Origin of the sequence: Mesorhizobium sp. B1-1-6, assembly GCF_006443035.1 — a bacterium.
In the GTDB taxonomy this organism is placed as follows: domain Bacteria; phylum Pseudomonadota; class Alphaproteobacteria; order Rhizobiales; family Rhizobiaceae; genus Mesorhizobium.
Genome location: NZ_VFWR01000001.1, coordinates 260,892 through 282,276, shown reverse-complemented (window position 1 = coordinate 282,276; position 21,385 = coordinate 260,892). Strand labels below are relative to the sequence as shown.

The 21,385-nt window shown below is 62.4% G+C and carries 24 protein-coding genes; 8 read left to right on the top strand and 16 right to left on the bottom strand.

All coding sequences use genetic code 11. The features are described 5' to 3' along the window. The first annotated feature begins 49 nt into the window (after positions 1-49). The 5 genes from FJ979_RS01370 to FJ979_RS01350 all read left to right on the top strand — a co-directional run bounded on the left by FJ979_RS01370 (position 50) and on the right by FJ979_RS01350 (position 4,156). Positions 50-895 (top strand): DUF1194 domain-containing protein, encoded by an 846-nt coding sequence (locus FJ979_RS01370; protein ID WP_140564158.1) that lies wholly within the window; start codon positions 50-52, stop codon positions 893-895. Between the two features lie 210 nt (positions 896-1,105). Then, on the top strand, positions 1,106-1,450 hold the full coding sequence (locus FJ979_RS01365; protein WP_140579822.1) for a peptidase inhibitor family I36 protein: 345 nt from the start codon (positions 1,106-1,108) through the stop codon (positions 1,448-1,450). 140 nt (positions 1,451-1,590) lie between these two features. After that, complete coding sequence (locus tag FJ979_RS01360; protein ID WP_140555034.1) at positions 1,591-2,535, top strand: ABC transporter substrate-binding protein; 945 nt, start codon at positions 1,591-1,593, stop codon at positions 2,533-2,535. A 62-nt stretch (positions 2,536-2,597) separates the two neighbouring features. Continuing rightward, on the top strand, positions 2,598-3,374 hold the full coding sequence (locus FJ979_RS01355) for an ABC transporter permease (protein WP_140495640.1): 777 nt from the start codon (positions 2,598-2,600) through the stop codon (positions 3,372-3,374). After that, the gene (locus tag FJ979_RS01350) at positions 3,371-4,156 is read left to right on the top strand and encodes an ABC transporter ATP-binding protein (protein ID WP_140579821.1); all 786 of its coding nucleotides are present in this window, start codon (positions 3,371-3,373) and stop codon (positions 4,154-4,156) included. The genes FJ979_RS01355 and FJ979_RS01350 overlap by 4 nt, the downstream gene beginning before the upstream one ends. Before the next feature lie 9 nt (positions 4,157-4,165). On the opposite strand, the gene FJ979_RS01345 is transcribed toward FJ979_RS01350, so the two are convergent. The 3 genes from FJ979_RS01345 to FJ979_RS01335 all read right to left on the bottom strand — a co-directional run bounded on the left by FJ979_RS01345 (position 4,166) and on the right by FJ979_RS01335 (position 6,118). After that, positions 4,166-5,167 carry a GlxA family transcriptional regulator gene (locus FJ979_RS01345; RefSeq protein WP_140495642.1) on the bottom strand — a complete coding sequence of 334 codons (1,002 nt, stop codon included), beginning with the start codon at positions 5,165-5,167 and terminating at the stop codon, positions 4,166-4,168. A gap of 272 nt (positions 5,168-5,439) precedes the next feature. Beyond that, positions 5,440-5,574: a hypothetical protein gene (locus FJ979_RS33290; protein ID WP_127853696.1), complete on the bottom strand. Its 135-nt coding sequence runs from the start codon at positions 5,572-5,574 to the stop codon at positions 5,440-5,442. Between the two features lie 358 nt (positions 5,575-5,932). Continuing rightward, on the bottom strand, positions 5,933-6,118 hold the full coding sequence (locus tag FJ979_RS01335) for a hypothetical protein (protein WP_140495643.1): 186 nt from the start codon (positions 6,116-6,118) through the stop codon (positions 5,933-5,935). A 217-nt stretch (positions 6,119-6,335) separates the two neighbouring features. Between FJ979_RS01335 and FJ979_RS01330 the strand changes: the two genes are divergently transcribed. Then, a complete protein-coding gene (locus tag FJ979_RS01330) occupies positions 6,336-7,235 on the top strand; it encodes a LysR substrate-binding domain-containing protein (RefSeq protein WP_140495644.1) in 900 nt (299 codons plus the stop codon). Here FJ979_RS01330 and FJ979_RS01325 read toward each other — a convergent pair whose 3' ends face one another. Beyond that, on the bottom strand, positions 7,236-8,216 hold the full coding sequence (locus FJ979_RS01325) for an alpha/beta hydrolase (RefSeq protein WP_140495645.1): 981 nt from the start codon (positions 8,214-8,216) through the stop codon (positions 7,236-7,238). It abuts the gene before it with no gap. Positions 8,217-8,462: 246 nt separating this feature from the next. Beyond that, entirely contained in the window at positions 8,463-8,648 is a 186-nt protein-coding gene (locus FJ979_RS01320; RefSeq protein WP_140495872.1) for a hypothetical protein, read from the bottom strand. A gap of 306 nt (positions 8,649-8,954) precedes the next feature. Here FJ979_RS01320 and FJ979_RS01315 point away from each other — a divergent pair, with 306 nt between their 5' ends. Then, positions 8,955-9,983, top strand: a complete 1,029-nt coding sequence (locus FJ979_RS01315) for an acyltransferase (protein ID WP_224619890.1) — start codon at positions 8,955-8,957, stop codon at positions 9,981-9,983. 41 nt (positions 9,984-10,024) lie between these two features. Here the strand turns inward: FJ979_RS01315 and FJ979_RS01310 are convergent, their stop codons facing one another. The 11 genes from FJ979_RS01310 to FJ979_RS01255 form a co-directional block, all read right to left on the bottom strand. Then, the gene (locus FJ979_RS01310) at positions 10,025-12,154 is read right to left on the bottom strand and encodes an ASKHA domain-containing protein (RefSeq protein WP_140579819.1); all 2,130 of its coding nucleotides are present in this window, start codon (positions 12,152-12,154) and stop codon (positions 10,025-10,027) included. Continuing rightward, entirely contained in the window at positions 12,105-13,079 is a 975-nt protein-coding gene (locus FJ979_RS01305) for a methyltetrahydrofolate cobalamin methyltransferase (RefSeq protein ID WP_140579818.1), read from the bottom strand. Before FJ979_RS01305 ends, FJ979_RS01310 begins: the two co-directional genes overlap by 50 nt. An 80-nt stretch (positions 13,080-13,159) precedes the next feature. After that, complete coding sequence (locus tag FJ979_RS01300) at positions 13,160-14,251, bottom strand: methylenetetrahydrofolate reductase (RefSeq protein WP_140495649.1); 1,092 nt, start codon at positions 14,249-14,251, stop codon at positions 13,160-13,162. After that, complete coding sequence (locus FJ979_RS01295) at positions 14,248-14,871, bottom strand: methylenetetrahydrofolate reductase C-terminal domain-containing protein (RefSeq protein WP_140555039.1); 624 nt, start codon at positions 14,869-14,871, stop codon at positions 14,248-14,250. The genes FJ979_RS01300 and FJ979_RS01295 overlap by 4 nt, the downstream gene beginning before the upstream one ends. Then, a complete protein-coding gene (locus FJ979_RS01290; protein WP_140555040.1) occupies positions 14,864-15,166 on the bottom strand; it encodes a virulence factor in 303 nt (100 codons plus the stop codon). Before FJ979_RS01290 ends, FJ979_RS01295 begins: the two co-directional genes overlap by 8 nt. Positions 15,167-15,308: 142 nt before the next feature. After that, positions 15,309-15,839 carry a GNAT family N-acetyltransferase gene (locus FJ979_RS01285; protein ID WP_140559614.1) on the bottom strand — a complete coding sequence of 177 codons (531 nt, stop codon included), beginning with the start codon at positions 15,837-15,839 and terminating at the stop codon, positions 15,309-15,311. Beyond that, entirely contained in the window at positions 15,827-16,093 is a 267-nt protein-coding gene (locus FJ979_RS01280; RefSeq protein ID WP_140559615.1) for a DUF6290 family protein, read from the bottom strand. The genes FJ979_RS01285 and FJ979_RS01280 overlap by 13 nt, the downstream gene beginning before the upstream one ends. Before the next feature lie 56 nt (positions 16,094-16,149). Beyond that, on the bottom strand, positions 16,150-16,932 hold the full coding sequence (locus tag FJ979_RS01275) for a formyl transferase (RefSeq protein WP_140579817.1): 783 nt from the start codon (positions 16,930-16,932) through the stop codon (positions 16,150-16,152). Positions 16,933-17,025: 93 nt separating this feature from the next. Then, positions 17,026-17,601 (bottom strand): DUF4893 domain-containing protein, encoded by a 576-nt coding sequence (locus tag FJ979_RS01270; RefSeq protein WP_140579816.1) that lies wholly within the window; start codon positions 17,599-17,601, stop codon positions 17,026-17,028. A 262-nt stretch (positions 17,602-17,863) separates the two neighbouring features. After that, the gene (locus tag FJ979_RS01265) at positions 17,864-18,490 is read right to left on the bottom strand and encodes a DUF1638 domain-containing protein (RefSeq protein ID WP_140516331.1); all 627 of its coding nucleotides are present in this window, start codon (positions 18,488-18,490) and stop codon (positions 17,864-17,866) included. Positions 18,491-18,775: 285 nt separating this feature from the next. Next, positions 18,776-19,474 (bottom strand): B12-binding domain-containing protein, encoded by a 699-nt coding sequence (locus tag FJ979_RS01255; protein WP_140495658.1) that lies wholly within the window; start codon positions 19,472-19,474, stop codon positions 18,776-18,778. 289 nt (positions 19,475-19,763) lie between these two features. Between FJ979_RS01255 and FJ979_RS01250 the strand changes: the two genes are divergently transcribed. Next, a complete protein-coding gene (locus FJ979_RS01250; protein ID WP_140579815.1) occupies positions 19,764-21,338 on the top strand; it encodes a trimethylamine methyltransferase family protein in 1,575 nt (524 codons plus the stop codon). Positions 21,339-21,385: the final 47 nt, after the last annotated feature.

The window sequence follows — 21,385 nt, the reverse complement described above, 5'->3', positions numbered from 1 at the left end:
GGTCGGGCTTTTCTCTTTTTCGGCTGGCGATTCTGGCTTACCCTGCGGCATGTCTGCTTTTGCTCGCGCAAGACATCTGCTTTCAGGCGCCGCCGCCCTGGCGCTGATGCTGTGGCTGGCCCCTGTGTCGCTCGCGGACGAACCCGTCGACGTCGAACTGGTGCTGGCGGTCGACGTCTCGCTGTCCATGTCGGCGGACGAGCTCGAGATCCAGCGTCGCGGCTACGCGGCTGCATTGACGCACGATCATGTGCTGCAAGCCATCGCCGCCGGCGCTTATGGCAGGATCGCCGTTACTTATGTCGAATGGGCTGGCACCAACTCGCAGCACGTCATCGTGCCGTGGACGGTGATCTCCACTCGCGCCGACGCCGAGCAGGTGGTGGCGCGGCTGTCCGCCCAGCCTCCCAACAGCGCGCGGCGCACGTCTATCTCCGGCGCGCTGGAATTCGGCGCGGACCTTTTCGCCGAAAGTGGCTTTCAAGGGACGAAGCGGGTCATCGATATTTCCGGCGACGGCCCCAACAACCAGGGCGCGCCGGTCGATATCATCCGCGACGAGGTGGTCAAGCAAGGCATCGTCATAAACGGCTTGCCGCTGATGACCCGCGGCGGTTTCACCAGCGCCTACGATGTCAACGATCTCGACCGCTATTACAGCGACTGCGTCATCGGCGGTCCCGGAGCCTTCATGGTTCCGGTCAACGACTGGACGCAGTTTCCCGAAGCTATCCGCCGCAAGCTTGTGCTTGAGCTCGCCGGCCCGGCCTCGCCGCGGTCGGTTGACCAGGCCAATCGTCCGCCGGTGGTGCTGGCGCAGGCCGAACAAACCAGCGATTGCCTGGTCGGCGAAAAGATGTGGCGCAACCGCAATTGGATGCTCGATAGCCGCTGAGAAATTCCAGAAAAAGCGCATAGCGCTTTGCCGGTACGCGCGTAACGCTTTCCCTTTGGAATTGATTGAAAAAAATAGTTAAAGCGGTTCGGCGTTTCCGTGAAATGCCGAACTGTTCCAGGCTTGCCAGTCCGGCAGAAGCAGTGGCAAACTGATCTTGCCGCGCCATCCGGCGGGCGGGGTGACGCGGTCAAACCGAGGAAACACCAGATGAGACGTCTAGCTATCCTGACTGCGGTCGCGTCCATGCTTTACGCCGACGGCGCCAGCGCCCAATACGACGATCAGGCCGCCTGCATCATGTTCGAAAATGGCAATTTTCGCGGACGGTCGATCGCGCTCGGGGCCGACGATTCGGTCAATTTTCGCGGCCACGAGTTCTGGAACGACCGCGTGTCGTCGGTGATCGTTCGCCGAGGCTGCACTCTCGTTGCCTATGAGGATTCGCGCAGGGGAGGCCGATCGATCGAGATCAGGCGCAGGGTCCGCGATTTCGGCGGTAGCGACTGGAACGACCGAATCTCGTCCGCGGAGTGCTACTGCGACCAGTATTGACGACAAGGTCCTCGGCCTTGCCGTTTTGTGGCGGCAAGGCGAACCTTCGTCGCCGACGATGTGGGCAAACACGGCCCTGTTCATTGACAGCCGGGCGGCGTCCGTGAACATTCCCCCAGAGAAAACAAAGGGGAACTGACATGAACAGGACCATTATCCTTACGCTGGCGCTTGCCGCCGGCTTGTCCGCGCCGGCGACGGCCGCCACATCGGTCACTATCGGGATCAGCGGCTGGACCGGCTTCGCGCCGCTAACGCTCGCCAAACAGGCGGGACTCTTCGAGAAGCACGGCCTCGACGTGACCTTGAAGAAAGTGCCGCAGGCCAGCCGCCCGCTCGCCATCGCCAGCGGCGACCTGCAATGCGCCGCCACCACGGTCGAGACGTGGCAGGTGTGGAACGCCAGCGGCGTGACCACCAAGCAGATCTTCCAGCTCGACAAATCCTACGGCGCCGACGGCATCGTGGTGCGCAACGACATCAAGACCGTCGCCGACCTCAAGGGCAAGACTGTCGCGTCCTCGGCGCCGGGCACCTCGCCCTATTTCCTGCTGGCCTGGGTGCTGAACAAGAACGGCATGTCGACAAAGGATGTCACGGTCGTCAATCTCGAGCCGGACGCGGCGGCGCAGGCCTTCCTTGCCGGCCAGAACGACGCGGCCGTCACCTATGAGCCGTTCATCTCGGCGGTGCGCGACAAGGCCGACCAGGGCCACATATTGGCGACCACGCTCGATTACCCGATGGTGCTCGACACGGTCGGCTGCACGCCCGAATTCCTCAAAGCCAATCCGGACGCCGCCAAGGCGCTTGCCGACAGCTATTTCGACGCGCTCGACCTGATCAAGAAGGACCCGCAGAAATCCTACGGCATCATGGGCGCGGACGTGAAACAGTCGGCCAAGGAGTTCGAGGATTCGGCGAAGTACCTGAAATGGGCCGACCGGGCGGAGAACAAGCAGTTCTTCACCAAGGAGTTCCAGGATTTCTCCAAGACCGCCGGCGAGCTTCTGCTGCAGATGGGGCTGATCAAGGAAGCGCCTGACGTCTCCACGCTGGCCGATACCAGCGCCGTGGCGAACTGAGCGGCCGCTGTCTTGCGGCGGCGCCCCGCGCCGCCGTTTCGCTTCCACAAGGACCGTTGTAAATGCCGCGCCCCCTGCATCCGATCTCGCCGGGCACGCGAACCGTGCTCGGCATTTCCTTCTTCGTGCTGTTCGTCGTTTTCTGGGCGTGGATCACGCTTGGCGGCCACGTCAACCGCATCTTTCTCGCCGATCCGCTGTCGATGCTGCGGGATGGCTGGCGGCTGCTGGTCGAGGACCGGTTCTGGCTCGACATACTGATCACCATCTGGCGCGTCTTCGGCGGCTTTGTGCTGGCATCGGCCGTCGCCGTGCCGCTGGGCATAGCGATGGGCGCGTGGAAACCTGTCGAGGCGTTCCTGGAGCCGTTCGTCTCCTTCGCCCGCTACCTGCCGGCCTCGGCCTTCATTCCGCTGCTCATCCTTTGGGCCGGCATAGGCGAACTGGAGAAGCTGCTGGTCATCTTCGTCGGCTCCGTGTTCCAGATCATCCTGATCATCGCGGTAAAGGTCGGCTCCACGCGCCGCGATCTCGTCGAGGCGGCCTACACGCTCGGCTCCACGGACAACGGCATCGTCAAGCGTGTGATCATGCCCGCCAATGCGCCCGAGATCGCCGAGACGCTGCGGCTGGTGCTCGGCTGGGCTTGGACCTATGTCATCGTCGCTGAACTGATCGGCTCGTCGTCGGGCATCGGCTACATGATCATCAACAGCCAGTCGCGACTGGCAACCGGCCAGATTATCTTCGGCATCATCGTCATCGGGCTGATCGGGCTGTTGTCCGATCTTGCCTTCAAGGCGCTTAATCGCTGGCTCTTCCCATGGAGCCTGGCATGAGCAAGCTTCTCATCGAGGGCGTCTCGCGCACGTTCGCCGGCGTGCGCGGCGGCTCACCGGTCCAGGCGCTGATGCCTGTCGACCTGGCGGTCGCGGCCAATGATTTCATCACCATCCTGGGACCTTCGGGATGCGGGAAGTCGACGCTCTTGCGCATCGTCGCCGGGCTGGAGGCGCCGAGCGAAGGGCGCGTGCTGCTCGACGGCAAAGCGGTGATCCGGCCGGGGCCGGATCGCGGCATGGTCTTCCAGTCCTATACGCTGTTCCCATGGCTGACGGTCGCCGAAAACATCGCCTTCGGCCTGCGCGAACGCGGCATGGCCGAGCGGGAGAGGGGCGAAATCGTCGCCTCCTATATCGACCTCGTCGGGCTGGAGGGCTTCGAGAACCACTGGCCGAAGCAACTTTCCGGCGGCATGCAGCAGCGCACGGCGATCGCCAGGGCGTTGGCCAACGACCCCGCGATTCTTTTGCTGGACGAGCCGTTCGGCGCGCTCGACAACCAGACGCGCGGGCTGATGCAGGAACTGCTGCTCGGCATCTGGGAACGGCGCAAGAAAACGGTTCTGTTCGTCACCCACGACATCGAGGAGGCGATCTTCATGGCGTCGCGCGTGGTGGTGATGACGGCCAGGCCCGGCCGGATCAAGTCGGACGTCGCCATCGACCTGCCGCACCCGCGCCACTACACGCTGAAGACCAGTCCGGAATTCTCCGTGTTGAAGGCGCGGCTGACCGAGGACATCCGCGTCGAGGCGATGCGGTCGGCAGAGGTGCTCTGAGGCGCGCCTCTATGCCGCCAGCAGCTGCTTGCGGTCGACGCGCTCCTGCTGCGGCGAGCGGGCGTAGAGCTCGCGGTAGCATTTCGAGAAATGCGAGGCCGAGACGAAGCCGCAGGCGACCGCCACCTCGACCACCGGCATCGAGGACTGGATCAAGAGATGCCTTGCACGGTCGAGGCGGATTTCGAGGTAGTAACGGGCCGGCGAGCGTCCCATCTCGGTGCGGAACAGCCGCTCGATCTGCCGGCGCGACAGGTCGACATGGTCGGCGATCTCGATCAGCGACAGCGGCTCCGACAGATTGCCTTCCATCAGTTCGATGATGGTCAGCACTTTCGAGTTCTGTACGCCGAGCCGGGCACGCAGCGGCAGGCGCTGGCGGTCGGTCGGGCTGCGCACACGGTCGGTCAGCACCTGTTCGCAGACGCGGTTGACGAGATTCTCGTCGAAATCGTCGCCGATCAGCTTCAGCATCATGTCGAGCGCGGCGGTGCCGCCGGCGCAAGTGTAGATGTTTTGGTCGATCTCGAACAGGTCGGCAAAGACATTGGCTTTCGGGAATGCCTCGGAGAAGCCGGGCAGGTTCTCCCAATGGATGGCGCAGCGCTTGTTGGACAACAGGCCGGCAGCGGCCAGAACATGCGCTCCGGTGCACAGGCCGCCGACGGAGACGCCGCGATTGTATTCCTCGCGCAGCCAGGCAAAGGCGGACTTGTTCTGGTAGCGCTCGACATTGGTGCCGCTACAGACGATGGCCATGTTGGGGCGATCCGGCCCTCCCATCTTCCTGCGCTCCTCCTCCAGCGAGGTGTTGACCGCGCATTCGACACCGTTCGAAGCGCGCACCGGCTTACCGTCGATGCTGGCGAGGCGCCATCGATAGGCCTCGTAGCCGAGCATGCGATTGGCCGAGCGCAGCGGGTCGAGCGCCGTCGCAAAGGCGATCATGGTGAAGTCGGGAATGAGAAAAAATACAAACGATCGCTTGATCGGATGCTTAACGGCGTTCACGGGAACCTCACGCAGCCATGGCGCGAACAGAATGTCGCGAATAGCATAGCGACAACAGGAAAAACCATCCTTGTCAATCGGCTAAGGAGCTTTAGCAAGATTTAATTTGCGACATGGGTCGCAAATGAGCAATCGTGTTGCGATGCCGCGCAGCCGCGGCGCCGTCCATGATGGAAGCGCCGTCAGGGGTGTGCAAACAAACGCCGCCTCGGCGGAACCGGGCGGCGTCATCTATTCAGGCAGCGCGAGGGAGCGCTGCCTGCGGGATCGGTTCAGGCGACAAAACCGAGGCGTGCGGCAGCCATGGCGCCGGTCTGGCCGGGCATGGTGTTGGCAAGGCGCTGGCGCTCGAGGGCCGTGGTCAGGTTCATTTCGCGGCGAGGGAAAAGGCGGGCAAAAAGCTTCATGTTCATCTCCAATCGGTTGCTCAGACGGGTCGCCTTCGCTTGATGGAGTGGGGCAGCTCGTTTGCTGGCGTGGATATAGGCTTGTGTAAGTAAAAACTAAATCGCAAAAGCGAAGCACTTGATATGAAAAGCGACACGCAAGGCGGAGGGCTTTGTGGGCACTCCCGGATTTTTCGTTAACTTACAAATAGTTAGCTCAAAACCCAGCCGCTATGCGGCTTGTTCATATGCGCCATGCAGCGGCGGCATGGCTCCGAAATTCATGTGAACGCAAATGAACCGGCAAAACAGGTCGGTAAAACAAGAAGACCTGCCCGGCGGTTTGCGCGGCAGGCCTTCAATGCATGGTACACACCGTTTACTTTGCTCCAGCCCAGGATCCGACGCCGGCGCGTATGCCGGCCTTGGTGTCGGCCGCTTCAGGCCAGCCAATATCCTTCTGCAGCTCGATCGGCAGGGAGCGGATGGCGCGTTCGGTCTGGTAGCGGGCGCGGGCCGCGCTGAATTCGGTCGCAAGCCGACCGATGGATGACAGGATAGACATTTCGATCTCCTCATGTCGGGGCGGAAGTGCCCGGCAATGCCTTACGTCAGGTCTGTATCAGCTTCATTGCATGTCGAAGGCAGGTCTGTGTCGTGATCGTTTCGCGGCTGCCTTGGCAGCATCCTGCTTCGATGGAGTTGACTATGCGCTCGAACTGATGTTCAATCAAACGAAATGGAATGATAGTTTGCATCAGAAAAATTGAAGGTCGATCGTCATGAACGCCCCACTCAATCATCCGCTGCCGCTGCTGGACCTCGACGTGCTGCGCACTTTCGTGGCGATCGCCGAAACCGGCAGCTTCACCACCGCGGCCAATGCGGTCTTCCGTACGCCCTCGGCGGTCTCCATGCAGATCAAGAAGCTGGAAGATATTCTGGGCCGCTCGGTGTTCGCGCGCGATGCGCGCTCGGTGACGCTGACCACCGACGGGGAAATGCTGCTGGGCTATGCCCGTCGTCTGCTGTCGATCAATCGCGAGGCGGTGTCCAAGTTCATCATTCCCGATATTGTCGGCGTGGTGCGGCTGGGTTCGCCGGACGATTATGGCGAGCGCGTGCTGCCGCATGTGCTGAAGCGTTTTGCGCAGTCGCATCCATCGATCGCCGTCGACGTCACCATCGACCAGAGCAGCAATCTGCGCCGGCGCATGGATGACCGGGCGCTCGACATCACGCTGCTCACCAATTCCTACAAGACCAGCGCGCTCGGCGCCGAGGTGCTGTTGACGGAGCCGATCGTCTGGGCCGGCGCCAAGGGCGGCTGCGCGCATCTGCGCGAACCCTTGCCGGTGTCGCTGTGGGAAGAGGGCTGCGCCTGGCGGGCAGGGGCGCTCGAAGCGCTGAGCCGCGAGGGCCGCAACTACCGCATCGCGTATATGAGCGCGCATACGGCCGGCCAGCGCGCCGCCATCATGTCAGATCTCGCCGTGGCGCCGCTGCCGAAGTCTTTCCTCGGCAACGACATGGTCGAGCTCTGCCCCAAGGACGGCATGCCCGATATCGGCACCTATAACCTCGCCATGGTGGTAGCGCCGGACGCCAGCGCGCCGGTCAAGGCGGTGGCCGACCACATCCGGGCGACGTTCGAAGTCTTCCGGGAAACCGGCAAGTTCTGATCAACCGGGGTGCTCTGACTGGAGGCTCTGCCCCGAAGCCTCGGTGGACGGCGCTTCGAAGCTTGCGCCGGCGCCTTCAACAAGGGGCGAGGGGTTCTCGGTCAGAAACGCCACGATCCGTTCGCGCGCGCGGCGCGATTCCGGCATGTCGATCAGCGGCCAGACGTGGAACATGCCTTCCTCGTGCACGAGCTCTACCTCGACGCCAGCGGCCCGTGCTTTTTGTGCGAAGATCAGATTGTCGGGCGTGAGAAGATCGCGAGAGCCCGCCAGGAGCAATGTCCTGGGCAGCACCGAGAGGTCGCCATAGACGGGGCTGATATGCCAGTCCGTCGGGTCTATTCCGGCACTGTAGAGCCGGATAGCCTCCCGTCCGCCCGCGATGCCCAGCCAGGGATCGTTCCGCTCCGCCTCGAACACCTCGGGGTTTGCAAGCGAGACGTCGAGCCCGGGTGAGATCAGCACATGGCGCGACGGCAAGGGCAGGCCTTCTTCGGCAGCCATCATGGTGAGCACCACGGCCATGTTGCCGCCGGCGGAATCGCCCATGAAGATGATGTCTTCCGCCTCCGTCTCGCCGAGCATCCGGCGATAGACGTCGCCGACCATGCCGAACATGGCGTGGAAGTCATGCTCGGGCGCGATGGGATAGATGGGCACCGTAAAGGCATAGCCCAGCCGGTCGGCCATGTCGGCGATCAGGTGCCAATGATAGGGCGTGATTTCAAAGACATAGGCGCCGCCGTGCAGATAGAGAACCCGCTTGCGCTCGCCGGCCCTGGGGGCGATCTCGTAGACGGGAAAGCCGTCGACGGTGCGCGTCTCGATGTTGAAGCGCTGCTGCACTGACACCGGAGGGTGATGGTCCTCTGTCCGGCGCGCCGCAGCGATCCAGCGCTGCAGGTTTTCCGGGCTGGAAAACGCCTTCTTGCGACTGTGCCTGAGCACGAAGGACACGACGTGGCTTTTCAAACTTGGCATGCGGATACACGAACTTCGGCGGCAGCCGACTAAGAGAAGTCCCCTTCATATTTGAAGATCGTGCCCTGGTCGAAGATGTCAAGATTTACGCTGTGTGCACACGTCGCTGTGATCGGCGCCGCATTTCTCGCGGGAGGGATCAGCGCTGCGGCAGAAGGGCTGCGCGCAGGCGGTTGCTGGTGACGGCCGGAGCCCCTCGCGGGCTCCGGCGCGTGCCGAGCAGTTTGCACTTTTCGGCAAAGGTCATCAGCGCGTAAAGCCCAAAAGCAAGGCGGAAAGCGCCGCCTGCGGGTCGCTGGGCGGCGAGGCCGGCCAGCCGATGTCCTTCTGGACATGCGCCGGCAGGCTGTTCAGGGCGCGGACGGCCTTGTTCCTGGCACGGGCCTGCCTGATGGTCGCACCGTAGCGGCCGAGATTTTCGAAGATCGACATTTTCATCTCCCTTGAAGAACGGCGGCGGCCGAGGATTATCTTCGACCGCCGTTCGATGCCGGGTAAATGCGCCTGCCATGTATCGGTCGGATTTCGCGAAAACGGTGATTTGGTTTCCGGATCAGTCATTCCGGAAACATTTGCATACAAATGAAATTGCAGGGCGATTGACGCCCCCGAGCGATCGCTTCTTGGCCGCGTCCAAGAGGGCGTGCCGCGATCCTACCTAGCTTGCCCGTTGACAGCAGATGGCGGATGTCTGCTATTGTGCATTGCAGCATCGGGGGTGCGGGTAAGGAGTATGGCGTGAATGACATTCACAGTATCCAATACCTTCGAGGACTCGCCGCTTCCGCGGTAGTTTGCTTTCACATCAACGAACAGTTCGGCGGTCCGTTCGCGGTCGGTGCTGCTGGCGTCGACCTGTTTTTTGTCATCAGCGGTTTCATCATGTGGGTGACCACGGCCGATCGCCCTGCCAATCCACGGCGTTTCATATGGCGTCGGATTGTTCGCATCGTGCCGCTCTATTGGATCGTCACGGTGCTGACCGCGCTGGCAATTTTCCTCAAGCCGCAATTTCTCTACGGACATGTGCTGAGCCCGGAAAATTTTTTCGGCTCGCTGGTGTTTCTTCCGATCGTGCAGGATGGGGTACTTCATCCCGTGGTGATCCAGGGCTGGACGCTGTGCTATGAAATGATGTTTTACGTCATTTTCGCCTTGGCGCTCTTTTTAGGCGAGAAGCAGCGTTTTGCCGCGCTGATCGGCGTGCTGACGGTGATGGTCGCATCGAACTTGCTGCTCAAAGGCTACCGCTTTACCTCTCCCCTCATGCTCGAGTTCGCGGCCGGCATTGTTATCGGGCGGCTGTGGATGGAGGATATTCGGCTCCGGCTTGTGCCGGCGCTGGCGCTGGTTGTTGGCGGATTTCTCCTGTTGATGACGATCCAGATGCTTGACCCCGAGCTGCCTCGTGTTCTGCGTTGGGGTATTCCGGCGACCCTGATCGTTGCCGGAGCGGTTTTTGCCGAGCGTGCCAGACCGTTCAACCCCGTGGCCCTGCTTACATTTTTTGGTAGTGCCTCGTATTCGATCTACTTGTGGCATGTGCTGGTGGTTGTCGTGGTAACTGGCATCATGCTGCGGCTTGGGGTTCCGCCAAATTGGCAGCCGGCGCCGATTGCCTTGATCAGCATCGCGCTTTCCGCGATGCTTTACCTGTCGATTGAAAAGCCGCTGACGGGCTTTCTCAACCGGTCGCGCGTCAAAAGCATGCCGTTGCTGGCTCAGCGGCCCAGCTTGCGCTTGCCATCGAATGAGGCAAACGACTGACAAGCGGCCAAGGCGCCTCGGCGTTGCATTGTGCCCTAATTTTATTCCCGGTCACGTCGCGCGGCGTGGCCTTCGCGCGAGCGCCGGCGCGGGGTGGCGTCGCCGGCGATGCCGTCTTCGCTCACCGTCTTGCGCGGCGGCAGCTTCACCGCCGCCGACAGTTTCGGGAACGGATCGACCTTGTTCGGCAACGCCATCGCATAGACGAAGTGCTCCTGGAATTTGGGCTCCAGTGCGGTCTCGATCTTCTCGATCTGGCTCACCGTCTCCTCGATCTCGCGACGATAGCCGCGATTGAGCAGCGCCATGCGCGCGCCCGCGCCGGCGGCGTTGCCGACGGCCGAGACCTTGTCGAGGTCGCAATCGGGGATCAGGCCCAGCACCATGGCGTATTTCGGATCGATGAAGGAGCCGAAGGCGCCGGCGAAGTGGATGCGGTCGACATGCTCGGTGTTCTGCTTTTCCATCAACAGCTTGGTGCCGGCATAAAGTGCTGCCTTGGCGAGTTGGATGGCGCGCACGTCGGTCTGGGTGATGGTGATTTTCGGCTCGCCTTCCTTCAGCACGTAGGAGAAGGTGCGGCCGTTGGCGACGATACGCGGCGAGCGCATGCTGAGCGATCCGTCGACGACGCCGTCTTCGGAAATGATGCCGGCCAGATACATCTCCGCGACGATCTCGATGATGCCGGAGCCGCAAATGCCGGTGACGCCGGTCGCCTGCACGCTGTCGAGGAAGCCCGGCTCGTCGGACCACAGTTCAGAGCCGATGACGCGGTATTTCGGCTCGAGCGTGTCGGGATCGATGCGCACGCGCTCGATGGCGCCGGGCGCGGCGCGCTGGCCGCCGGAGATTTCGGCGCCTTCGAAGGCCGGACCGGTGGGCGAGGAAGCAGCCACGACCCGGGCACGATTGCCGAGCACGATCTCGGCGTTGGTGCCGACGTCGACGATCAGCATCATCTCGTCCTGACGATGCGGGCCCTCCGACAGCGTCACCGCCGCGGCGTCGGCGCCGACATGGCCGGCGATGCAGGGCAGCATGTAGAGACGTGCGCCCGGGTTGAGCTTGAGACCGATATCCGAGGCCTTGATGCGCACCGCGCCCGAGACGGCGAGCGCGAAGGGCGCGCCGCCGAGCTCGGTCGGATCGATGCCGAGGAACAGATGGTGCATGATCGGATTGCCGACGAAGACGGAATCCAGGATGTCGTTGCGCTGGACACTGCCTTCCGCGCAGACCTTGTCGACGAGGCCCGAGATCGCCTCGCGCACCGCGACCGTCATGCCTTCGCGGCCATCCGGGTTCATCATCACATAGGAGACGCGGCTCATCAGATCCTCGCCGAAGCGGATCTGCGGGTTCGACGTGCCTGACGAAGCGGCGACGCGGCCCGACAGCAGCGACACCAGATGCATGGCGATGGTGGTCGAGCCGATATCGCAGGCCAGCCCATAGGCCTCGTTCTTGAGGCCGGGCCACAAAGCGATGACGCGCGCGATATCGCTGTCGGCATCCTTGTGGATGGCGGCGGTCGCGGTCCAGTTGCCCTTGCGCAAGATGCCCTGCACCTGCGGCAGCAAATAGAAATCGAATTCGAGGTTCTTGAAGTTCCAGTCCTTCATCAGCGCGATCTTGAGCCGGTCGAGATCGCCTGAAGGATTGTGCATGTCGGGTTCTTCGATTTCGACATAGCACATGCGGATTGCCGTATCGCGCGCGATCACCCTGGTGTCGGCATCCTTGCGGATGGTCTGTGCGTTGATGACCGTGTCCTGCGGCACGTCGATGACAAGGTCGCCGAGGATCTGCGCCGAGCAGGAGAGGCGGCGCCGTTCCGGCAGGCCGCGCACGCGCTCATAGCGCTCTTCCTTGGGCCCCTTGGGCGAGATGTGGTCGTTGGAGGAGACGATCTTGTGCTTGGCGAAATTGCCTTCCTGCACCTCGATCTGGCAGCGCCCGCAAGTGGCGCGCCCGCCGCACACGCTCTCGACATAGACGCCGAGCTGGCGCGCGGCGTCGAGCACCGGCGTGCCGACCGGAAACCGCCCGCGTTTGCCCGACGGCATGAACAGCACGAGCGGATCGGTGATGTTGGTATGCGAATTCACGATTGCGCGCTTATCCCCTTGCCATGCGGGCTTCACGACCGCCACGACGGCGACCGCCATTGCCGCCGCCTTCGCCTGGTGCATTGACCGCCGTCGGAGCGGCGACCGCTTGGCCGCCTTCGGCCGGCCTGTAATCCTTATAGGTGCGAATCCAGTTGGTGCAATTCTCGTCGGTGCCGTTCAGAACGTTGGCGCCGCGCACGGCTTCCATTTCCTGCGGACGCACCGGGTTCATGATGGCCGATGTCATGCCGGCGCCGATCACCATCGGGATGAAGGCGGCGTTGATGCCGTGGCGGTGCGGCAGGCCGAAGGAGATGTTGGACAGGCCGCAGGTGGTGTTGACCTTCAGTTCCTCGCGCAGACGCCGCAGCAGGGCGAACACCTGGCGGCCGGCGTCGCCGAGCGCGCCGATCGGCATGACCAGCGGGTCGACGACGACGTCATGCGCCGGAATGCCGAAATCGGCGCAGCGCTGCACGATCTTCTTGGCGACGGCGAAGCGCACATCCGGATCCATCGAAATGCCGGTCTCGTCATTGGAGATGGCGACGACCGGCACGTTGTATTTCTTGATCAGCGGCAGGATGGCTTCGAGTTTTTCCTCCTCGCCGGTGACGGAGTTGACCAGCGGACGGCCCTTGGCGACCTTGAGCGCCGCCTCGATCGCGGCGGTGACCGAGGAGTCGATCGACAGCGGCAGGTCGACCAAGCCCTGGACGATCTCCAGCGTCTGTACCAGCAATGCCGGCTCGGTCGCGTTGGGGTCGACGGCGGTGACGCCGGCATTGACGTCGAGCATGGTGGCGCCGCAAGCGGCCTGTTCCAGCGCGTCCTTGATGACGGTTTCGAAATTGCCGGCGATCATCTCGGCGGCGAGCTTCTTGCGGCCGGTCGGGTTGATGCGCTCGCCAATCACGCAGAAGGGCTGGTCGAAGCCGATGATGATTTCTCGTGTCGCCGAGGCAACGATGGTCCGGGTCATGAAATCTCTCCGTCGTGATATAAAGAGTTCTTTATATCGTTATCTCTTGTCGATCAAGCGAATGGTGGCTGTCCCGCAAGTCAATGCGCGGTCTTCACCATGTCCACCTGGGTTTCGGTAACATCGTCGTGCAGGATATGGTCGAGCCGGTCGGCGACCATCTGGTCGTCGCGGCGGATTTCGCGCTTCCACGGCTGGCGGCCCTTCAGCACGCCCGATTCATCGACGATCTCGGCGACATACTCCTCCTGGCGGTAGGCCATCACATGGACGCCTGAAACGCCTGGGATTTCCTTCACCTCGTTGATGATGTCGATGCAGAGCTGCTTGCCTTCCTTCTTCTGGTCCTGGGCGCCTTCCAGCCGCTTGATGACGGTATCGGGAATATGTATTCCCGGCACGTTGGAGCGGATCCATTTGGCGGTCTTGGCCGAGGCGAGCGGTCCGACACCGCACAGGACGAACACTTTCTCCGTGTGGCCGAGATCGCGTGCCTTTTGCATGAAGGCCTTGAACATCGGTACGTCGAAACAATACTGCGTTTGGACGAACTGAGCGCCCGCGGCGATCTTCTTGCCGAGATGGATCGGGCGGAAGTCGAAGGGTGGTGCGAACGGATTGACGGCCGCGCCGAGGAACAACTGCGGCGGCGTGGTGAGCTTGCGGCCGGACAGGAACTTGCCGTTGTCGCGCATGATGCGGATGGTTTCGAGCAGCGACATGGAATCGAGGTCGAACACCGGCTTGGCGCCGGGCTGGTCGCCGGCCTGCACGCCGTCGCCTGTCAGGCACAGCATGTTGGCGACGCCCATGGCAGCCCCGCCCAGCACGTCGCCCTGGATGGCAATGCGGTTCTTGTCCCGGCAGGCGATCTGCATGATCGGTGCGTAGCCCATGCGGGTCAGGAGCGCGCAGATGCCGACCGACGACATATGGCAATTGGCGCCCGACGCATCGACGGCGTTGATGGCATCGACCCAGCCGTCGAAGATCTTCGCCCTGTTGTAGACGTCTTCGGGATCGGCGCTGTCGGGCGGGTTGAGCTCGGTGGTGACCGCGAATTCACCGCGTCGCAGGACGCGTTCGAGCCGGCCGCGCGAGGTGTGGCCGGGCAAGGGGTCGAGCGGCAGATGGATGCCGGCCGGGTTCTCGTCACGCTGGCGGGCGATCATGCGGCCGCTCCGGTCTTCGCATCGGCCGCGGCTTCACGGGCGGCTGCCGCCTGAGCGGTGACGCGCAGCCAGGCGGACGTTTCGCGCAGCGACTGGTCGACCGGCTTCTGCACCGCAAGAATCCTGTCACCGTGCTCCATGTTGCGCGCCCCTTCCCAGGCCTTGACCCAGACGCAAGGCATGTCGGGCTCGACCTCGCAATTGCCGTTGGCGCGCACGCCGCCACAAGGGCCGTTGCGCAGCTGCTTGGGGCAGTTCATCGGGCACGACATGCCGGTCGAGGACAGGATGCACTGACCGCACATGCGGCAGTCGAACATGAAGCCCTTGACGCGCTTTTCGACAAACTTCACCGGGGCCTCGACACGGCTGTAGCCTATGCCTTTCCACAAGGGATGCAGCAGGAGGAACGTGTCGGCGAAGCGGGCATAGAACCATTCGAGCAGGCGCGAGTGCCGGACCGACCATAATCTCACCGCGAAAGAACGCTGCACGCGGCGCTGCGGCGACACATCGGCCGGCTTGTAGTCGGATTTCGGTGCTGCCTTCTTGACCAGGGTGGCCTGGGTGACCGGCTGGAGGGCCGCCGGGCTCTCCTTGGCGGGAATGGTTTCAGACATTTTCTTTGCCGCCCGCCTTCACCAGAGCGACCAGCCGCTCGCGGTCATATTTCGCGTCGAGGTCCTGGAATGCCTTCTCGACCTCGGCTTCGAGGTCGTCGCCGACCGGAACCGGATCGGCCTTGCGCCATTCGGCCAGATAGTCGTCGGTGCCGCCGGCGCCGGTGCGCATGGCGCACATGTCGATCGCCTCGGTGAAGCGCAGCGGCAGTTCGCGCTTGGCGTTCTGGCGGCCTTTCCTGACGATGACCTGGGCAGGGATGTCGCGCCAGTAGACGACGATCAGATCGGCCATGAATTCTCACTCCTCGATCTGCGAGCATTGCCGCATGCGCAATTGGGCCGCTTGTTATGGGACGACGCGCGCGCATTCAAAAGCGACGCATTTGGATGTCGTAAAATGAAAGGCAATCTTCAATGTCGGCCTGAGGCAGAAATCAGCAGGAATGATCGATGCTGCCATCGAAGCCATTGTGCCTCAGATCGGCAATGCGGACGATCATGCTCCGTTTGGGATCGAATGGAAGATCCTGAAAAGCGAAGTCGCGATAGAAGTCTCTTACGCCTTCGTCCAGCGGGTGTGTGATAACGCCGAAGCAGCCGATATTGCTGGAAAACCGCACCGCCGTCCTGAGCGCAAACAGGAGAAGGGAGCGCCCGCAGCCGCGTCCCTGATATTTGCGATCGACGGCCAACTGGCCGAGCAGGATTACCGGAATGGGATCAGGCCGATTACGCTGTGCCGATTTGGGCAGGTATGCGCGTTCGATATGGCCAGCGCTCAGCGCAACGTAAGCCGCTATCCCACCGGTTTCGGAATCACAGATGAGGCTCGTCCGCGACAATCCATCCTGCTGGTTGCGCCATGCATGACGGCGAAGCCAGTTGTTCAACGACTCACGACCGCAATCGAAAGCGTCCCAGCTGTCATCTCCGGCAAGCGGGCGGGGTGGCGTCAGTCCCGCCATACTGGCCTGGACGCAGCAAGCCTTTGCAGTCCAGGCATGGTCGTTGGCGTCGATTTCGCCCAGGCCTCGAATTGTTCCCAATCGACTGCGGGAATAACGACGACACGGCCGCCCAAAACCTCCATCTCGGCCGCCTCAACAGCCTTGCGCCGAATGAAGTCGCTCAGATTTGTATGAGCCTGCCTGGCGGCGGCCTCGAGAATGTCACGCTCGTCCGAGGTGACGCGAACGCTGACAGGCGCCATGCTGGACATCGATAGGGCTCCATATTTTGTATGACAATAGCATACGATCGCCAGTATCGCCAGCGCTACCAGATGCCGGTTCTGAGCCCCGTCCAGAGATAGAACCAGATCGTCGGGTGGTACCACTGTTTAGATGGCAGGCCTGGATCGAACGTCACGAGTTTTCCGGCCAGAGCATCGCTGACCGCCTCGACGCAGATGTCGCGCGAAAACGCGGTTTGGCGCAGCGCATAGCTTGAGATCGTGTCGCCTGGTTTCGGCTGACCGTAGGCCTGTTTCAGCACGCCGCCCGTATCCACGCCGGCATCGACCAGATGCACCGTGGTGCCGAAATTCGCGGAATCGCCCGATGCCAACGCCCAGTAGCCGCCGTTCATGCCGCGATATTTCGGCGTGATACCTGCATGATAGTTGAGCACCGGGCAAGGCATCCTGGCCAACATGTCCTTCGACAGGAGTCGGCAGCCGTTAAGCAGGACGATGCCTGGCTGGATTCTCTGGATCGCCGCTAGACACTCCGGCCCGTTGGCCGAGGCAACATGGATGATCTCTTGGCCCGGCCGCGGCTCGGTCTCGAGCTTCTCCTGCGCAATCAACCGGGCGGCATGGCTGGCGTAGAGCCGCTTGCCCAGCCTGCTCAGCACCATCGTGCCGAGCTGGCCGGTGGCCTGCAGCCAGCCCTGGCGCCGGGCACGGCCAAGCAGCAATCGCTTTTTGGATTCAGGGACTTCCAGGATCACGATGACTGGGCCGACACGATCGGCGATGGCGTTGACCATTGCCCATACGTGCTGGCCTCCTCCGGTAACGACCACGATCGGTCTCGGATCGGTTTCCGGTATTGCCATTGATCTTGCCACCCCTGGGACCAACTGCCACGGCCGGAGCTTAGACGAGGCGGGTTAATCCTTGGTATGCCGGAGCCGTCAGGAAGGCTCCGCTCAGCGCTTGAACTCCATGATGTCGAGCTTCGATTCGTAATAGGGAGCGGGGAACTCGATGCGCCATTCCCCGGCGCTATTGCGGAAGGCGTAGCCGACCTGGTCTGTTTGAGAGCCGCTGCCATAGGGTTTTGCCTGGTCGTTGTTGACGGAACCGGAACCGAGATAGATCGCGCGCTTTTCGCCGTCGTCGAAGAAGCGGCCCTTGGTGCGCTGCGAGCCGGTGAGCTTTTCCAGCCGCCAGCCGGAGCCATCGTCGGTCACCCGGCATTTGAACCAGCCATAGATAACGAGCGGGCTCAGCCCGCCCACCTTGATGGTGCGGCATTGCCATTTGCCGGTGAGGTCCTTCTCGGAGAAAGCAACCAGCGGCTTGGCAAGCAAGGCGTCGAGCTGCCTGACCTCGCCAGGATTGCCCGCCTTCGCCTCGGCAAGAGCCGCCTTGCGCGTCTCGCCATATTTGTCCAGCCGCGCCTTGTCGGCGGCGGTGATCAGCTTCTGCACCTCGCCGTCAGCAAGCGCGGGCAAGGTGCAGCAGAGAAGGCCGGCAACGGCAAGCATCAGGCGAAGGGTCATCGGCATTCCTCGTCGGTGTCCGGCAGCCGACCACTGGACGGCGCCTTTGCATGGGTTGCGCGCAATTTACCCATTCGCGGCAGGCTGTCATCCGTGCTTAACAACGAAACCACGCCGCGATCCAAATTAAGGCAATTGGCCTGGGAACAGATCAAGGCCATTCTCCAGTAGAAGGCGGCGATCCGTCCTGTCTTCGCCTTCGGAAAGGGCGATAATCGCCAATCGCCGCGCAAGAGGGCCGCAGCCCAGCCAGCGTCAGACGTCAGACGTCAGCCGCGGCCTTGGCCAGCCCAGCCGTCAGATCGCCATAGCCTGTCGCGCGCCGCTCATAGACGAGGCCAAGCAGTTTCGCGGCCTTTTCCGCGACCTTGTCGAGCTCCGGATCGTCGGTCTGGGCCAGGTAGATCAGCTTCTCGTAATTGCCGAAATAGTCCTTGATCAGCTCCGGATGCCTGTCGAGGCCGAGCGGCTTCATGAAGAAGGCATCGAACTGGCGGCAGAGGAAATCGGTCATGTAGAAGGACATCATGTCGTCGTCGGCGACCTTCGCATAGGCATCCATGCCCTGGTAGAAGGCGAAGCAATGCGGTCCGGCCATGCGTTCGACGCCATGCTTCTCGCAGACCCGATCGAGCAGGCCGCCGGTGCCGCAATCGGCGTAACCGACGAAGATGTTGCTGTAGCCTTCCGCCTTGGCCTTTTCGATGGCCTTGTCCATCGCCGGCGCGATGCGGTCCGGATAGAAATGAAACTCGGCCGGAAGGCATGTCAATTCAAGGTGATCGAGCCCGAGCTGTTCCTTGACGGCCAACACCTCGCGCGCAATCATCCCGCAGGCGATGATGAGCAGCTTGTCCGCTTGATTCTGCTTGGGTCTGGGCATCTTCATGAAACCAGCCGAGCCGGCTTTCGTTGCTGTGGGGCGATCTACCGAGAGAGGGATAAACCGTCGATGAAACTGTTACGCATTGCGCCAATCGCAATCCTGGCTTGTGCCCTGGCCCTTTCGGCCTGTGCCAACACCGTCCGCGGCGTCGGCAGGGATATCAAGTCTACCGCGAAGGCCGTTGACGATACCGTCAAGAAACCCTGACCGCCGCTCCCGACATCTGGGAACAAAAAAGCCGCGCTGCAAGGCGCGGCTTCGTCTGTTGAGCGTCCGCCTTGCCTTGTATCAGGCGGAAGCGCGCACATTGTGTTTACGCTTCATGTAGTCCTTGGCGGTCTCGACCGCCACAGCGGCGTCGCGGCAATAGGCGTCGGCGCCGACCGCCTTGCCGAATTCCTCGTTCAGCGGCGCGCCGCCGACCAGGACGACGTAGTCGTCGCGGATGCCTTTTTCCTTCATAGTGTCGATGACGACCTTCATGTAAGGCATGGTCGTGGTCAGCAGCGCCGACATGCCGATAATGTCCGGCTGGTGCTGCTCGATGGCATCGAGATATTTCTCGACCGCATTGTTGATGCCAAGGTCGATGACGTCGAAGCCGGCGCCTTCCATCATCATGCCGACGAGGTTCTTGCCGATATCATGGATGTCGCCCTTGACGGTGCCGATCACCATCTTGCCCTGCTTGGGCGCGCCGGTGGCGGCGAGCAGCGGGCGCAGGATGAACATGCCGGCCTTCATCGCATTGGCCGACAGCAACACTTCGGGGACGAACAGGATGCCGTCGCGAAAATCCTCGCCGACGATGCGCATGCCTTCGACCAGCGCTTCCGTGAGCACCTTGTAGGGTGCCCAGCCGCGCTCGAGCAGGATGCGCGTGCCTTCCTCGATCTCTTCCTTCAGACCGTCATAGAGATCGTCGTGCATCTGCTGCACCAACTCGTCGTCGGAAAGCTCGGAGAGGATAATCTCGTCGTCGGACATTGTTTCTCAGGCTCCTTGCTGCCGGGAACGACCATGGCAGCTTAAAATCAACGCGCCAATACCTAACCCGCAAGGGGCGGGTATCCATAGCTGATTTGCGACTTCCCGCAAAAGGAAAGCGACTGAAAAATCTATCGGTTTTCTTGTCGATTTTGCGACAGGCGTTGGCGCGGACGGGCCGTTTCGAATAGGGTGCATGGCTACGATCCGCCGGAAGCCGCGTTCGGCGGCCACAACGGTTCCGGGCCGGGCGCTATTCAAGCCGGTCCAAATTCAGGGAAGAACGATCATGAGCGAACACGCGGCAGTGGACCAGGAAGCGTCAAACGCGCGACGTGGACGCGGCGCCAGCGGTGGGGCGGCGGCAAGGCGGGCGGCACGTTCGGGCGGCGGTCCCGGCACCCAGCTCACCTACATCAAGCGCAAGATCAACGTCTATGAAGTGCTCGACGAGGAAGGCCTGGCGCTGATCGAGAAGAACACCGACGCGGTGCTCGAAGAAATCGGCATCATCTTCCGCGACGATGCGGAGGCGTTGCAGCTGTGGAAAGAGGCGGGCGCCGACGTCAAGGGCGAGCGCGTGCATTTCCCGAAGGGGCTCTGCCGTTCGCTCTTGAAGACCGCGCCCTCCATCTACACCCAGCATGCCCGCAATTCCGAACGCTCGGTGCAGATCGGCGGCAATGCTACCGTCTTCGCCCCGGTCTACGGCCCGCCCTTCGTGCGCGACCTCGACGGCGTCCGCCGTTACGCGACGATCGAGGATTTCCAGAATTTCGTGAAGCTCGCCTACATGGCGCCTTCGATCCACCATTCGGGCGGCACCGTGTGCGAGCCGGTCGACGTACCGGTCAACAAGCGCCATCTCGACATGATCTACGCGCACATCAAATATTCCGACAAGCCGTTCATGGGTTCGGTCACCGCGCCGGAACGTGCTGAGGACACGGTCGCCATGGCCAAGCTGGTGTTCGGCGACGACTTCGTCGAAAACAACACGGTCCTGACCAGCCTGATCAACGCCAACTCGCCGATGGTGTTCGACGAGACCATGCTTGGCGCGCTGAAGGTCTATGCGCGCCACAACCAGGCCTGCATCGTCACGCCGTTCATCCTCGCCGGCGCGATGAGCCCGGTGACGGTGGCCGGCACGCTGACCCAGGTGCTTGCCGAGGTGCTTGCCGGCGCTTCGTTCACGCAGCTGATCCGGCCGGGCGCGCCGGTGCTGTTCGGCACGTTCGCCTCGTCGATCTCGATGCAGTCGGGCGCGCCGACCTTCGGCACGCCGGAGCCGTCGCTGGTATCCTACGGCGCCGCACAGCTCGCACGGCGCCTCGGCCTGCCGTTCCGCACCGGCGGTTCGCTCTGCGCCTCGAAAATCCCCGACGCGCAGGCAGCTTATGAAAGCGCCAACACGCTGAACTCGACCATTCTGGCCGGCACCAATTTCGTCCTCCATTCGGCCGGCTGGCTCGAGGGCGGGCTGGCGTCCTGCTACGAAAAATTCATGATGGACATCGACCAGCTCGGCATGACGCAAAAATTCTCCGAAGGCGTCGACCTGTCGGAAAACGGCCAGGCGATGGACGCCATCCGCCAAGTCGGGCCGGGCAGCCACTATCTCGGCTGCGACCACACGCAGGCGAATTTCCAGACTGCCTTCTATCGCTCCAACATCGCCGACAACAATTCCTACGAGCAGTGGCTGGCCGAAGGCGAGAAGACCGCGCCGCAGCGCGCCAACGAACTCGCCCGCCGCTGGCTGGAATCTTATGAGGCGCCGCATCTCGATCCGGCGATCGACGAAGCGCTGAAGGACTTCATCGCCAAGAAGAAGGGGTCGATGCCCGACGCCTTCACGTGAAAGGAGCCCGAGTCAGGCGGGGCTAAAGTCGCCAACATCATCCACAA